The organism is Winogradskyella litoriviva, assembly GCF_013249065.1.
Taxonomy (GTDB): Bacteria; Bacteroidota; Bacteroidia; order Flavobacteriales; family Flavobacteriaceae; genus Winogradskyella; species Winogradskyella litoriviva.
In genome coordinates, this window is record NZ_JABRWQ010000006.1 from 291,998 (window position 1) to 306,359 (window position 14,362).

At 33.3% G+C, this 14,362-nt stretch carries 7 protein-coding genes and 1 pseudogene; 7 read left to right on the plus strand and 1 reads right to left on the minus strand.

What is annotated here, in order from left to right:
- Window positions 1–3: 3 nt before the first annotated feature.
- The 6 genes and pseudogenes from HNV10_RS17385 to HNV10_RS14690 form a co-directional block, all read left to right on the plus strand.
- A pseudogene (locus HNV10_RS17385) lies at window positions 4–234 on the plus strand (DUF6090 family protein); the annotation flags it as partial.
- Between the two features lie 999 nt (window positions 235–1,233).
- Window positions 1,234–1,995 (plus strand): DUF6090 family protein, encoded by a 762-nt coding sequence (locus tag HNV10_RS14670; protein WP_173302143.1) that lies wholly within the window; start codon window positions 1,234–1,236, stop codon window positions 1,993–1,995.
- A gap of 236 nt (window positions 1,996–2,231) precedes the next feature.
- Window positions 2,232–7,814 (plus strand): alpha-2-macroglobulin family protein, encoded by a 5,583-nt coding sequence (locus tag HNV10_RS14675; RefSeq protein WP_173302144.1) that lies wholly within the window; start codon window positions 2,232–2,234, stop codon window positions 7,812–7,814.
- Window positions 7,815–7,928: 114 nt separating this feature from the next.
- On the plus strand, window positions 7,929–8,777 hold the full coding sequence (locus HNV10_RS14680; protein WP_173302145.1) for an SH3 domain-containing protein: 849 nt from the start codon (window positions 7,929–7,931) through the stop codon (window positions 8,775–8,777).
- A gap of 179 nt (window positions 8,778–8,956) precedes the next feature.
- The gene (locus HNV10_RS14685; protein WP_173302146.1) at window positions 8,957–9,283 is read left to right on the plus strand and encodes a hypothetical protein; all 327 of its coding nucleotides are present in this window, start codon (window positions 8,957–8,959) and stop codon (window positions 9,281–9,283) included.
- A gap of 3 nt (window positions 9,284–9,286) precedes the next feature.
- Complete coding sequence (locus HNV10_RS14690; RefSeq protein WP_173302147.1) at window positions 9,287–9,598, plus strand: antibiotic biosynthesis monooxygenase family protein; 312 nt, start codon at window positions 9,287–9,289, stop codon at window positions 9,596–9,598.
- Between the two features lie 8 nt (window positions 9,599–9,606).
- On the opposite strand, the gene HNV10_RS14695 is transcribed toward HNV10_RS14690, so the two are convergent.
- The gene (locus HNV10_RS14695; protein WP_173302148.1) at window positions 9,607–11,847 is read right to left on the minus strand and encodes a T9SS type B sorting domain-containing protein; all 2,241 of its coding nucleotides are present in this window, start codon (window positions 11,845–11,847) and stop codon (window positions 9,607–9,609) included.
- Window positions 11,848–11,992: 145 nt separating this feature from the next.
- On the opposite strand from HNV10_RS14695, the gene pbpC reads away from it, so the two are divergent.
- Entirely contained in the window at window positions 11,993–14,344 is a 2,352-nt protein-coding gene (gene pbpC, locus HNV10_RS14700) for a penicillin-binding protein 1C (RefSeq protein ID WP_173302149.1), read from the plus strand.
- Window positions 14,345–14,362: the final 18 nt, after the last annotated feature.

A 14,362-nucleotide genomic window follows, 5' to 3' on the forward strand; every position in this document is an offset into this window, starting at 1 on the left:
TCAATGATAAAATTTTTTAGACGGATTAGACAAAATTTACTTTCCGAGAAACAAACAAGCAAATATTTTAAGTATGCCATTGGCGAAATTGTACTCGTAGTCATTGGTATTTTAATTGCATTGCAAATTAATAACTGGAATGAAAAACGTAAAAACGAAAATAAGATAACAATAGTTTTAAAAGAGATACAAAAAGATTTAGAAGAAGATATTGTTAAATCTAAAGCGTTGTTTACTTACTATAACAAAAGAGACTCGATAATACAATTGGCTTTAGACAACAAATTAACACGAGAAAATTATTTAAGTGCTAATAATTATGAATTCATATATGTTGCTATGAACGCTTTTCACCTTAAAATTCATGACAATGGTTATAAAAAGTTAACCGATAATATAGATAATATACCAGAGAAGTATCAAGAATTAATTTCACCTCTAAATGAAATTTACATCTACAATAAGTACGAAATTGATAAATTCGACATCAGGATAGATAAAGTTACCGATCGTTTAATAGATAAGCTTGCAGATTCAAAGCCTTGGTATTACAGTCTTAACAAAAATATCAGCGATGATGCAATACACTTTTTTTTAAATGATTCGTTATATAAAAATGACCTAGACATTTATAGAAACGCATCTGATAATTTAGGTAGGCATATCTCTAATTTTAATCAAAACGCAAGTAACGTTTATAAAACTATTGCAGAACTAACAGGTTACTCAAAAACACTACCAGATTTTATACCTCATCATTTAATAGAACCAACACCACAAGATTTAGAGGCCATTATAGGCAATTACAAAATGGTAAAATTCACAACGCTTACAGGTGAAGTCAGCCCGCTTGATGAACCTTGTACAATAATAGCAGGTAAACACAGCTTAGAGCTAACATTAGTAAACAGTAATAATACTATTTTTCTCTATTACAAAAGTAATTCTGAGTTGTATGATGAAGAAGCAATATCAACACTAGTAAAGAATGATAAAAACCAAGTTGTAAAAATCATATCAAAATTGGATGATGGAGAAGCTGAACTAATAAAAATAGAATAGTATCTTTCTTTACGCATCTAAAACCGTAATTATTTTTTAAAACACTAATTAGCCCAAAAATGAACGGAATGAACATTGTAATGGTGATAACCATAATACTTTTCGCAAGATTAGGCATACACTTGTTCCAACTCTATAAAAAAGCTCAACAAGAAAAAAAAGATAAACAGAATGATTAAATTCTTTAGAAAAATTAGACAAAAATTACTCTCAGAAAATAAGTTTAGTAAATATTTACTTTATGCCATTGGAGAAATTATCCTCGTAGTTATTGGTATTCTTATTGCGCTTCAAATTAATAATTGGAATGCTCAGCAAAAAGAGAAAGAAGCTTTAATGAAAACCCTTTCAATTATAAAAAATAATATTGAAGATGATATTTTAATGCTTGATTCTTTAAAATCAAAACGAGAAAAATTAATACCACTTTATAAAAAGGAGCAACTCACTTTTTTCAACAATACCTACGATTTGGAAACTTCTATGAATGCCATATATGTTTTTGATGTATTTAATTTTAAAGCAAACCAAAGTGGTTTCAATACATTAGAGCAATCGCCTTATCTGGCATTAATAAATGGCAGTAACCTGCATAAGTTATTACTAGTGCGCAAATCTGCCATAGAATATCTATATATAACAGAAAATGAAACTAATACAGGAGTAGATAATTTAGAAACGCAGTTAGAACACACGTTTGATATGAAAATGGGATACACCATTTTTATGAGTGCTAAAGAGCAGCAAGACGCTAATATCACTATTACAGATGTTGATGCTTTTGTAAAAGAAGTGCATAATTCAGTGCTTTATAGAAATGCTATAACAAAAGCATCTATTAGAGACAAAACTATTATTCCTCAATACGATGCTTTAATTCAGCTTAGTAAAGATGCTATAACTGAGATTAATAAAGTTACCGAGAGTCCATAGTATTTTTAGCATTTATTAAAACCTAAACCTTATTGTCATTCCTGCCTTCGCAGGAATGACAAAATGATACAAAAACAATCCCAATTTCATTAACTTATCTGGTAACAATTCTTAACTTTAAGAACAATTTAACAACCACCAAAAGTCTAAACCCTTAAAAATTGGCGTAACTATTTAACAAGAATGTACCTACCCTTCTTTTTAATCAAAGTTTTACTCTTAATACCATCGACACCATGAGCATCAAAAAGCACCTCATCCTACTTCTAATTCTAATTCTAACTTTGATTTTTTCTTGTAAAAAAAAGCCTGTAGAAACCGATAATATTTTTAAGTATAGAGATTATATCAGTTATACCACTTCTGGAATTGTTTCTGCATCAGAACCTATAAAAATTAGCTTGGCCAATGAGGTTGAAGGATGGGAAGCAGAACAAAACATTGATGATGCTATTATAAAAACACAACCTCACATTCAAGGCACATTAAAAGCACTAGATAAACACACTTTATTATTTACTCCAGATGAGGCGTTAGAATCAGCAACAGAATATGCCGTTACCGTAAAACTAGGAGAACTCTATAAATCCATACCAAAAGAGTTTGAAGATTACACTTTTCAGTTTAAAACTATTACGCCGAGCTTCAGCATTGTGACTAACAACTTGCAATCGTACAGCAAAGAGTGGCAGTACGTTTTAGGTCAATTACGCTCGTCGGATGTAATTACTTTAGAAGATGCCAAAAAATTGGTATCAGCAAAACAGAACAAAAAAGACCTCAACTTAGTTTGGTTAGAAATGCCAGAACCGTCAAAATATTTTGAATTTAGAATAGACAGCATTAAGCGCGAGATTGAAGACAGTAAAATTGATATCGCTTGGGATGGAAAAGCCATTAAAGCCGAAAACAAAGGAGACAACTTCATTAACATCCCAGGAAAAAACAACTTTAGCATTATAGAAACACAAGTTATTCAAAATCCAGAACAATATTTATCACTCAACTTTTCCGACCCATTAAAAAAACAACAAAACTTTGCTGGTTTGGTCACTATACAAAATGTAAAAAACCCAAAATATATTGTTGATGGCAATGTTTTAAAAGTTTATCCAGACACTAAATTAGTTGGAGATATAAAAGTCGATGTATTTACAGGCATTACAAATACAGACGGTTTTAAACTTAAAAAAGCCTTCTCACAAACCTTAACTTTTGAAGAATTAAAACCACAAGTAAGACTAATTAGCAATGGCTCTATATTACCAAATTCTAAAGATTTAAAATTCAATTTCGAAGCTGTAAACCTCAGCAAAGTCGATGTGCGAATCATCAAGATATTTGAAGATAATGTTCTTCAGTTTCTTCAAGAAAATAATATGAATAGCAATTACGAACACGCTATAAAACAAGTCGGTCGTCGTATTGCTAAAGAAACGATTACTTTAATAGGAAATGAAAATTTAAATACTGGCGAATGGAAAGCATACAGCATCGATTTATCAAAATATTTACAGGCAGATCCTGGTGCAATTTATCGCGTTGAAGTCAGCTTTAAACAAGACTATTCCTTATACGATTGTTCTTCCAAATCAGAAACCACAGAGGTTGAAGAAGACGACTACTACGATGAGTATTACGAAGAAGATTTTTACGCTTCTGAAGACCTTTCAGAAGAGGAAGAAGAACTGAGAGAGGAACGTTATTGGGATAATTTAAGCTATAGATACAGAAACACTAATTACAGATATAGAGACAGAGATAATCCTTGTACAGAGTCGTACTTTAATTACGGAAATCGTGCTATATCACTAAACTTAATTGGTTCTAATTTAGGAGTTATAGCTAAGCAAGGCAATGATTTTAAATACTTCTTTGCAGTCACCAATATACTTTCAACAGACCCAGAAACAAATGCAAACGTTACGCTTTATAATTATCAGCAACAAGAAATCGCAAAAGGCAACACCAATAACGATGGTATTGTAGAAATTGATGCTAAAAAACGAGCAGCTTTCGCCATAGTTTCTAAAGGAAAAAGTGTGAGCTATGTAAAATTACACGATGGAAATTCTTTATCACTAAGTAAATTTGATGTGTCTGGAAACAGATTGCAACGTGGACTAAAAGGTTATATCTATGGTGAGCGTGGCGTTTGGCGACCAGGAGATAGTTTGTTTTTAACTTTTGTGTTAAACGACAAAGCAAACAAACTACCAAAGCGTCATCCTGTAAAATTAGAAATCACAGATCCTGTTGGCAAGTTAGTGTATAGAAAAGTGTCCATAGATAACATTAATAATTTCTATGATTTCACAGTACCAACCTCTACCGATTACAAAACCGGAAACTACAACGCTAAAGTTTCTGTTGGTGGAGCTAATTTTACAAAAAGCCTTAAAATTGAAACGGTAAAACCTAACCGATTAAAAATTAAAATAGATTTTGAAGACGAAGTTTTAACCAACAACAAACCGCTACAAGGAGACTTAAATGTAGCTTGGTTACATGGCGCACCTGCTAAAAATTTAAAAGCTGAAATAAAAGCAAAATTCACAACGTCATACACCAGTTTTAAAGGTTATAAAAACTATGTGTTTAGCGACCCAACCAAAAACTTTAGCTCAGAAGAAACCAATGTATTTGAAGGCTATTTAGATGCTGAAGGAAATGCAAAAGTCGATTCAAAATTAAATATTGGCAAGAATGCTCCAGGCATGTTAACAGCGCAATTTTTAGTAAGAGCATTTGAAAATGGCGGTGATTTTTCACTCGATGCCTTCACCATGCCTTATGCGCCTTATGAAAGTTTCGTTGGCTTACAATCACCAAAAGGCAACAACTATGGTTCATTCTTTACAGACGAAAATCAAACGTTTGATATTGCAACTGTTACTGCTGAAGGCAAACCAATTCAACGTAATAAATTAGAAGTAAAAGTTTATAAAATTGAATGGCGTTGGTGGTGGAATTCCTCTTACGATAACTTATCGAGTTATGTGTCGAGCAATTACCACAGACCTGTACAGCAATACGAAATTGATACAGATGCCAATGGAAAAGCGAGCTTTAAACTCAATATTCCAGAAACGGAACGTGGACGTTATTTAATAAGAGTTGTAGATCCTGTGAGTGGTCATGCCACAGGACGCACAGCATACTTCTACAAAAACTGGTGGTCTAATTCGGCAGGTGGAGATAAAGAAGCCGCAAAAATGTTAGTCTTCTCAACAGATAAAGACAACTACAATGTTGGCGATACTGCTAAACTTACGTTTCCATCTGGAAGCGAAGGTAGAGCTCTAGTAAGTATAGAAAACGGCACCGAAGTGTTACAACACCAATGGGTAAAAACTAAGCCAGGTGAAACAACTATTGATATTCCTGTAACTGCTGAAATGGCGCCAAATGTGTTTATCAACATTTCATTATTGCAACCACATGCCATTACCTCGAATGATTTACCGATTCGCTTGTTTGGCGTTATTCCCATGATGGTAGAAAATCCAGAAACGCGATTAGATCCACAAATAAATATGCCAGATGTCATTCAACCAGAACAATCTTATGAAATAAAAGTATCTGAAAAGAACAATAAAAGTATGACCTATACCATAGCGGTTGTGGAAGAAGGCTTGTTAGACTTAACACGATTTAAAACACCTAATGCTTGGGATAGTTTCTACGCTCGTGAAGCTTTAGGCGTAAAAACTTGGGATATTTTTGATGATGTTATCGGAGCGTATTCTGGTAGCATAGATCAAGTCTTCGCGATTGGTGGAGATGGAAGCGCAGCTGGTGGAAAAAACAAAAAAGCGAATCGCTTTAAGCCTGTGGTTACGTATTTAGGTCCATTTTTATTAGATGCTGGAAAGACAAAAACACACCAATTAAAAATGCCAAATTATGTTGGTGCTGTACGAACTATGGTTGTTGCAGGAAACAGTAATACCGAAGCTTATGGTAGCGCTGAGAAATCTGTAAAAGTTAAAAAGCCATTGATGGTTTTGGCGACGTTACCTCGTAAATTAAGTCCAGGTGAAAAGGTAACATTGCCTGTAACTGTTTTTGCCATGGAAAACAAAGTAAAAGATGTGACACTTTCTGTAAATGTAAGCGATGGCATTACCATAAAAGGCAATAAATCACAGTTACTAAAATTCAGTAAACCAGATGAAAAAATGGTGTATTTTGAATTGGATGTTTCCAAAGCAAAAGGCATTAATACCATTGAAGTTGTAGCCACAGGAAATGGAGAAAAATCGACTTATAAAGTAGAAATTGATGTAGAAAATCCTAATCCATTCACCTCTCTTGTTATTGATAGTGAGTTACAAGCTAACGCTAAACAAACTGTTGAATTTTCAACCTTTGGAGTGCCTGGCACAAACTCGGCTATGGTGGAATTTTCAACCTTACCACCTATGGATTTCACAAAACGTTTAGCGTACTTAATTCGTTATCCTCACGGTTGTGTTGAGCAAACCACATCTGGAGTGTTTCCACAATTATTCTTAGCAGATATATTCGATTTAACACCTCAAAAGAAAAAGCAAGTACAGCGTAATATAGAAAGTGGTATTAATCGCTTAGGACGTTTCCAGAATGCAAGTGGAGGATTAGGTTATTGGATGGGTGAAAATTCAGCAAATGATTGGGGAACAAGTTATGCTGGTCATTTTATGATTGAAGCCGAGAAAAAAGGATTCATTTTACCGCTAAGCTTTAAGAGCAATTGGATTGCGTACCAAAGACAAGCAGCACGTAATTGGAGACCAAGTTACAAATCGTATCATACTGATTTTGCTCAAGCATACAGACTGTACACTTTAGCTTTAGCTGGAGCACCAGATTTAGCAAGTATGAACCGATTAAGAGAATTCGATGAAATTTCTAACGATGCTAAATGGAGATTAGCAGCAGCTTATGCTTTGGCCGGACAAAAAGAGGCAAGTGAGGCCATTTTAAAATCGGCAAATATAGATTTTGAAGACAACGAAGCTAATCACTACACCTATGGCTCTGTATATAGAAATAGAGCAATGGCATTAGAAACAATGCTACTGATTAATCATTCTCAAAAAACAGATATAGCAAAGTCTATTGCAAAATCTTTAGCTAGCGATCGTTGGATGAGTACGCAAACAACAGCTTATAATTTATTAGCTCTTGGAAAAATGATTACGCAGAATGGTGGTAAAGAATTAAAACTCACTTATACCATAAACGGTAAAACTGAAACTATTGACACTAAAAATGGTATTGCGCAACGCAATGTTGCTATAAAAGAAGGTGAGAATCAAATTGCAATTACTAACTCAAAAGACAATTTGGTTTATGTACGAGTTTTAAATTCTGGCAAATTAAAATTAGGTGATGAAATTGCAGAGCAAAGAGGTTTATCAATTTCAACCGTATATAAAGATTTGCAAGGCAATAAAATCGATGTTACCAAATTACAACAAGGTCAGGATTTTGTAGCAACGGTAAGTATTTCAAACTTAACCAGAGATTATGTAAACGATGTTGCATTAACACAAATATTTCCTTCAGGTTGGGATATTGTAAACACACGATTTACCGATTTTGGAGATACCACAGTAAGTAATGCGAGATATACAGATATTAGAGATGACCGTGTGAACTTCTATTTCGATATGAATAGACAAGGAAAATATGGGACTAAGACCTTTACAGTGATGTTAAATGCGTCGTACTTAGGTACCTATTATTTACCAGGTGCTCAAGCTGAAGCCATGTACGATAATGATGATTATTTAGTACGAAATAAAGGCCAATGGGTGACTGTTGAGAAGTAACCAAATTCCTGCGTAGGCAGGAATCTCAAAAAACAATGCTAAACTACTTGTCGGTCGACAGACAAGAATCCTAAACATAAACCGCTAAAATGTTTAACTTAAAAACAAGTAATTATGAACAATTTAAAAATGATTTTAGCGATCGCTTTAGTATTCAATATGGCAATTGCAACAGCACAACAAGAAGCATATGTAGCAGCAGAAAGTGGATTATCTCTTAGAGATCAGCCAGATGTTAGCGGAAAAATGCTTACAAAATTAGCTTATGGCGAAGCCATTGGTTTACTAGAAGAAACGGATAAAAACCTAGTCGTATTAGATGCTGGTGAAAAAATCAGTGGAAAATGGGTAAAAGTAGAAACCAGAAACCACATTGGTTATGTGTTTAATGGGTATTTATCACCAAATAAAATTGCGAGAACAATTCGACTTAAGTTCAATGATGTAAATGTTGAAATTAAAAACTTAGCCACAAGTGATTATAAACGATCACATAATTTAAAGGAAGCTGATTCAACTACAATTAAAGTAGATATTAATGATAAACCTGAAGGGAAAAATATTGTTCTAATAGAGAATGATTATAAGCAAGTAAGCCTATTTCAACGTTATGAAAATAGTTTCTCTTACATGAGTGGTGATCCTAAATGTAATACTAATGAATGGAAACAATTTAGTACAGAATGGAAGCCACTTAAGCAATTAAAGTCTAATACGTTTGAAACATTAACATACACTGAAAAGGACTGGATTAATTTTATTGAAACAGCTATCAAGGATTTAAAAGATGATGTTGAAGACAAATGTGGAAAAGACTGGTTAAATTATGTGAAAACTATAAAAAACCTAAAAGATTATCCGGTTAGCATTTCAACAGAGCGTGTTTTTATTAAATTTATCTTAACAGATTCTGAAGATAAGATCACAGAAAAAATAATTGAATTTGAGATACCAAAAAGTTAGCAACTAAGTCAGACCTGCAAGGTTTCAAATACCTTGTAGGTCTATTATAAATTTGCACCCAATACTACAAGGTTGGCAAAACCTTGCAAGAAAGTCCACTCAAGGAGGCAATTGTAACCAAGTTTATTTCGAGGACTGTCCCCTTGAGGGGACTTTAGGGGTGGTTTATAATTTTGAATATGAAAGAAAAATTAAAGAAGATTCTAACAAGTAAAAACCTAAATAGATTATTTATTATATCAATTTTTACTTTAGTGGTGAATTGTAAAAACTATTATAATGATACCATTAGATGGGCTGACAATCTTGACAGTGGTTTAAGTATTGATGACGTAAAGAAGACTCAACCACATTTTGTTAAAATTGATTGGGAAGACCCAAGAATCTTTGAAAATAAAACTTGGTATTTTATCACAAAAATTGATGGAAGTAATGACATTCTTGGAATGTCTCATTATCTTGTATTTAGAAATGACAAATACCTTTACAGAGAATCCAGAAAATAAGTAATGAAAAACTCTAAACCATACTACGCCGTAATTTTCACCTCAACCCAAACTAAAACTATAGAAGGCTACTCAGAAATGGCTAAAAAAATGGAAAACCTAGCCAAACAACAAAAGGGTTTTATTGGCATAGATTCTGCCAGAAATGAAGTCGGCATTACCGTAAGTTATTGGGAAAGCTTAGAAGCTATTAAAAATTGGAAAGCCAACACAGACCATTTATTTGCGCAACAAAAAGGTCGCGAACAATGGTATAATTGGTACAATGTAAAGATTTGCAAAGTAGAACGCGAATATGATTATAGTACGGCTTAAAACAATGTTTATCGCTTCAAACTAAAATGCCCTTGAAATTCTTTACCATCTAAAACAATACGATACCAATAATCTGAAGTTGGTAAATCATTTCCATTAAAATCACCGTTCCATAATGCATTTCTATTAATTGCTGAATATAATAATTTACCATAACGATCATATATATACACCTCAGTGTTAGTAAAAAATTCAGCAATATTTAATTTAAAGACATCATTAGTTCCATCTCCATTTGGAGTTATAAACTTTTGAATAAAAAAATGTAAATGTTCAATTGTAGTGACAATTTCACATTCAAAGGTTTTAACATAAATGGTATATAAACCACCTTGTTGATTACTAAATATATTACTCAATTGATAATCTATGCCGTTTAAAGAGTACAAATAATTGTTTGGCTCAAGAACATTAATAATTATAGAACTTCCGTCTGTTTTTACACTTTCAATAATGGGAACTTCTTCTAGTGAAACATTAAAAGTTATTATCTCTGTAAAACAACCATCTGTTACTTTAACTTCATAAATGCCCTCCATATCAATAGTTATGGATTGAGACATTTCTCCAGATTCCCATAAATAACTTGGGTCTTCAATATTGGATGTTGCTTGTAATACCAATACATTATTATAACATAAAACTAAATACTCATCTCTTAATTCTAAGGGTTGGTTTCCTATTATTTCCCATTCACATGTTTCTTCATTGAATATTGAAGATTGCCAACATAATAAATCTGTTGGTTCTATTGGTTCTGCACCTTCTATTTCCCAATCACATAAGTCGGTATTAAACCAAGCCAATTCCCAGCATTCTAAATTAGTAGGTTCTTCTGGCTGTATGCCTTCTATTTCCCATTCGCAACTTGCTGTATTAAAGATTGTATTTTGCCAGCACCCTAAACCTGTTGGAGCTTCTGGTTGTGCCCCTGTAATCGTCCAACTACATGTGGTATTACTAAATGTTGCTTCTTCCCAACATTCTAAATCAATAGGTTCTTCTGGCTGTGTGCCTTCTATTTCCCATTCGCAACTTGTTGTATTAAAGGTTGCATTTTGCCAACACTCCAAGCCTGTAGGAGCTTCTGGTTGTGTCCCTGTAACCGTCCAACTACATGTGGTATCACTAAATGTTGCTTCTTCCCAACATTCTAAATCGGTAGGTTCTTCTGGCTGTGTGCCTTCTATTTCCCATTCGCAACTTGCTGTATTAAATGTTGCATTTTGCCAGCACTCTAAACCTGTTGGAGCTTCTGGTTGTGTCCCTGTAACCGTCCAACTACATGTGGTATCACTAAACGATGCTTCTTCCCAACAATTTGTAGCAGGCTCTTCAGGTGCTTGGATTATTATTATTTCATAAACATCTGAAAACGTAATACAATCTAAATTATTAAGATTAGCTGCGTACTCGGCAACTTTGGCTCTATAATATGTTGTTGTAGAAATACCTAAAACTGCAATTGATGATGTAGTTTCACCTGCTATATCTGTCCAATTTATATTATCTGTACTAATTTGCCATTGGTAATAATGGCTACTAAAAACGCTATTATCTGGTATAACTTCAATGGTATTTACATTAGGATTTTGAGTACTACATAGGGTAATAGAATTTACATTATTATTGTCTTCTATAGCAATTGCATCTCCACAACTTTTAAATACAATATCATCTATAGCCAAATCATTACCACAGCCACCTGGAGCATTATTTATCATTTTTAGAATCACAGATGTTTGACCAACTGTAGATTGAAAGACTAAAGCATATTGATTCCAATCTGTTGCTGTAGTCCCATAAATATTACCTGTTGTACCAGAAGCTAAAAGTGTAGTATCCGTATTATCCCAAATTTCAAAACTAACGTTAATAGGTATAGCTCCTGCACCACAATAACCATTTGGAGGTGTTAAATTAATTAACCACGACGAAAACTCATAAGTTGTATTTTCACAAAGTCCGCTGATTGTTGTTTTATAAAATTCACCAGCTGTGTAACTCGAATTTACAATTAGCATTCTACCATTAGTATCATTTAGTGTGTGATCGTTAATATTAAACCAATCAAAATAGTTAGATGTGCTCGAAACGGTATAAAAACCATCTTCTGGATCTTGTCCAGTCGCATAAGTATAAGTTGTGGTTCCAGCTGGTAAAGAAGTGTTTTGTAAACCACTACCAAATGTTTCTGTGAAAATTGGGTCACCTGAGTTTCCTTGACAGAAACCCAATTGGCCATGCATGATTTTTGAACTAAAAAAAATACAAAAAATTATGACTATTTTAAGATTGTAATAACGTTTTCTCACGTATAAATATATAGATAATTATATATAATAATTTTACGAAATACCCATTAAAGGCTTTAAATTCGCTTTTGTATAGTTCATGTATAGGTTAATTAACTTTTTTAAGCACAATAAAATAAAATCGATTATGATTTTAGTGCTTCTTATTGCCTATTATTTCTGTTTACCAAATACATTATTTAAAGACCCAACAGCAACAGTAATTACAAGTAATACAAATGAATTGTTAGGTGCTTTAATAGCAGAGGATGGTCAATGGCGATTTCCGGCAAATGACAGCGTACCAGATAAATTTAAAACCTGTATTCTTCAATTTGAAGATGAATATTTTTACCAACATCCTGGATTTAATCCTGTTTCAATATTTAAAGCTTTAAAAGGCAATTTAAATTCTGGCTCTGTAAAACGAGGAGGAAGCACGCTGACGCAACAAGTGATTCGTTTATCTCGTAAAGGGCAATCTAGAACGTATTTTGAAAAAGTAAAAGAAATTATTCTGGCTACACGGTTAGAATTTAGATTATCTAAAGATGCTATTTTAAACTTGTACGCAAGCCATGCACCATTTGGCGGTAACGTAGTAGGTATTGATGCAGCTGCATGGCGATATTTTAATAGAAATGCTTCAGATTTATCTTGGGCAGAAAGTGCAACGCTCGCTGTTTTACCCAATGCTCCTAGTTTAATTTATCCTGGAAAAAATCAAGAGCGATTATTAAAAAAACGTAACCGATTATTAAAGAAATTATATAAAAATGATATAATAGACCAACTTACCTATGAATTATCTATAGCGGAAAGTTTACCACAAAAACCTTATCCTTTACCTCAAATAGCGCCTCATTTACTTCAAAAAATTGCTAAAGAACAAAAAGGAAAACGTGTTAAAACAACTGTGAATATAGCCTTACAAGAACAAACTAACACTATTGTAAAACAAAATTACAATCGTTTAAAACAGAATGAAATTTACAACATATCTGTTTTAGTTTTAGATGTAAAAACTAGAGAAGTACTTACTTATATTGGTAATTCTCCAACTGATAATGCCCACCAAAAAAGTGTAGATATTATTGATAAACCTAGAAGCACAGGTAGCATTTTAAAACCCTTTTTATTTGCAGCTATGTTAGATGCTGGTGATTTATTACCAAACACTTTAGTAGCAGATGTACCAACACAATTTGGTAGTTATCAACCTCAAAACTACAACCAAACATATGATGGCGCTGTACATGCCAATGAGGCTTTGTCGCGCTCATTAAATGTACCAGCCGTAAGAATGCTTCAAGAGTTTGGTCTAGACCGTTTTTATCATTACCTCAAGAAACTTCATCTAAAAGATTTAAAATATAATGCTAATCATTATGGCTTATCTCTAGTGCTTGGAGGCGCAGAAAGTAACCTTTGGGACTTATGCAAAAGTTATGCAGCTATGTCTTCAACTTTAAATCATTTCAACGCTAATTCTAGTCAATATTTTTCTAATGAATTTTGCGAGCCAATATACACTGAAAATCAAACTATTGATTTCGGAAAGCAATCTAAACAAAAGGATGTTTTTGATGCAGCTTCCATATTTTTTACGTTTGAAAGTATGAAACAAGTTAACCGACCAGAAAGCGATGAAAGTTGGGAATATTACGATTCTTCTCAAGAAATAGCATGGAAAACAGGTACAAGTTTTGGGTTTAGAGATGCTTGGGCAATAGGTACAACAAAAGATTACGTAGTTGGCGTTTGGGTAGGAAATGCAGATGGTGAAGGACGACCTGGATTAGTTGGTGTGCAAACCGCTGCACCAATTATGCTTGAGGTTTTTGAGGTTTTACCCAAAAGTAACTGGTTTAACCATCCTTTTGATGAAATGTTAGAGGTGAAAATCTGTAAAAAAAGCGGTTATAGAGCTTCCTCAATTTGTGATGTTACAGAAATCCGTTACATACAAGCAAGCGGAAAAAAAACAGAACCTTGTCCGTTTCATAAACTAATTCATTTAGATGTATCAGAACGTTACCAAGTTAATTCATCTTGCGAAGCCATTTCAAACATTAATAATAAATCTTGGTTTGTTTTACCGCCTTTACAAGCGCATTATTTTAAGAACAAAAACCCATATTATAAACCATTACCTCCTTTTAGAAAGGACTGTATAGAGTCTTCAGGAGTTTCCATGGAATTTATATACCCAAACCAACAAAGCACTATTTATTTACCAAAAGATTTTGATGGCAAAACCAATGATTTAATCTTAAAGGTAGCCCATTCTAAACCTGAACTAGAATTGCATTGGTATATTGATAGTGAGTACATTGGTAGTACAAAAGACATACATGATATGGCCGTTTTACCAAGTACTGGCGAACACATCATTACTGTTATGGATGAATTAGGAAACAGTTTAAAGTATAAAATTACGATTTCGGAGTAATAGCATTAAACAGTAAAT

What these genes read in the sequence shown, in the direction of transcription:
- HNV10_RS14670 (WP_173302143.1), top strand. Translation starts at nt 1,234, where the DNA reads ATGATTAAATTCTTTAGAAAAATTAGACAAAAATTACTCTCAGAAAAT.
- HNV10_RS14675 (WP_173302144.1), top strand. Translation starts at nt 2,232, where the DNA reads ATGAGCATCAAAAAGCACCTCATCCTACTTCTAATTCTAATTCTAACT.
- HNV10_RS14680 (WP_173302145.1), top strand. Translation starts at nt 7,929, where the DNA reads ATGAACAATTTAAAAATGATTTTAGCGATCGCTTTAGTATTCAATATG.
- HNV10_RS14685 (WP_173302146.1), top strand. Translation starts at nt 8,957, where the DNA reads ATGAAAGAAAAATTAAAGAAGATTCTAACAAGTAAAAACCTAAATAGA.
- HNV10_RS14690 (WP_173302147.1), top strand. Translation starts at nt 9,287, where the DNA reads ATGAAAAACTCTAAACCATACTACGCCGTAATTTTCACCTCAACCCAA.
- HNV10_RS14695 (WP_173302148.1), bottom strand. Translation starts at nt 11,847, where the DNA reads ATGCATGGCCAATTGGGTTTCTGTCAAGGAAACTCAGGTGACCCAATT.
- pbpC (WP_173302149.1), top strand. Translation starts at nt 11,993, where the DNA reads ATGTATAGGTTAATTAACTTTTTTAAGCACAATAAAATAAAATCGATT.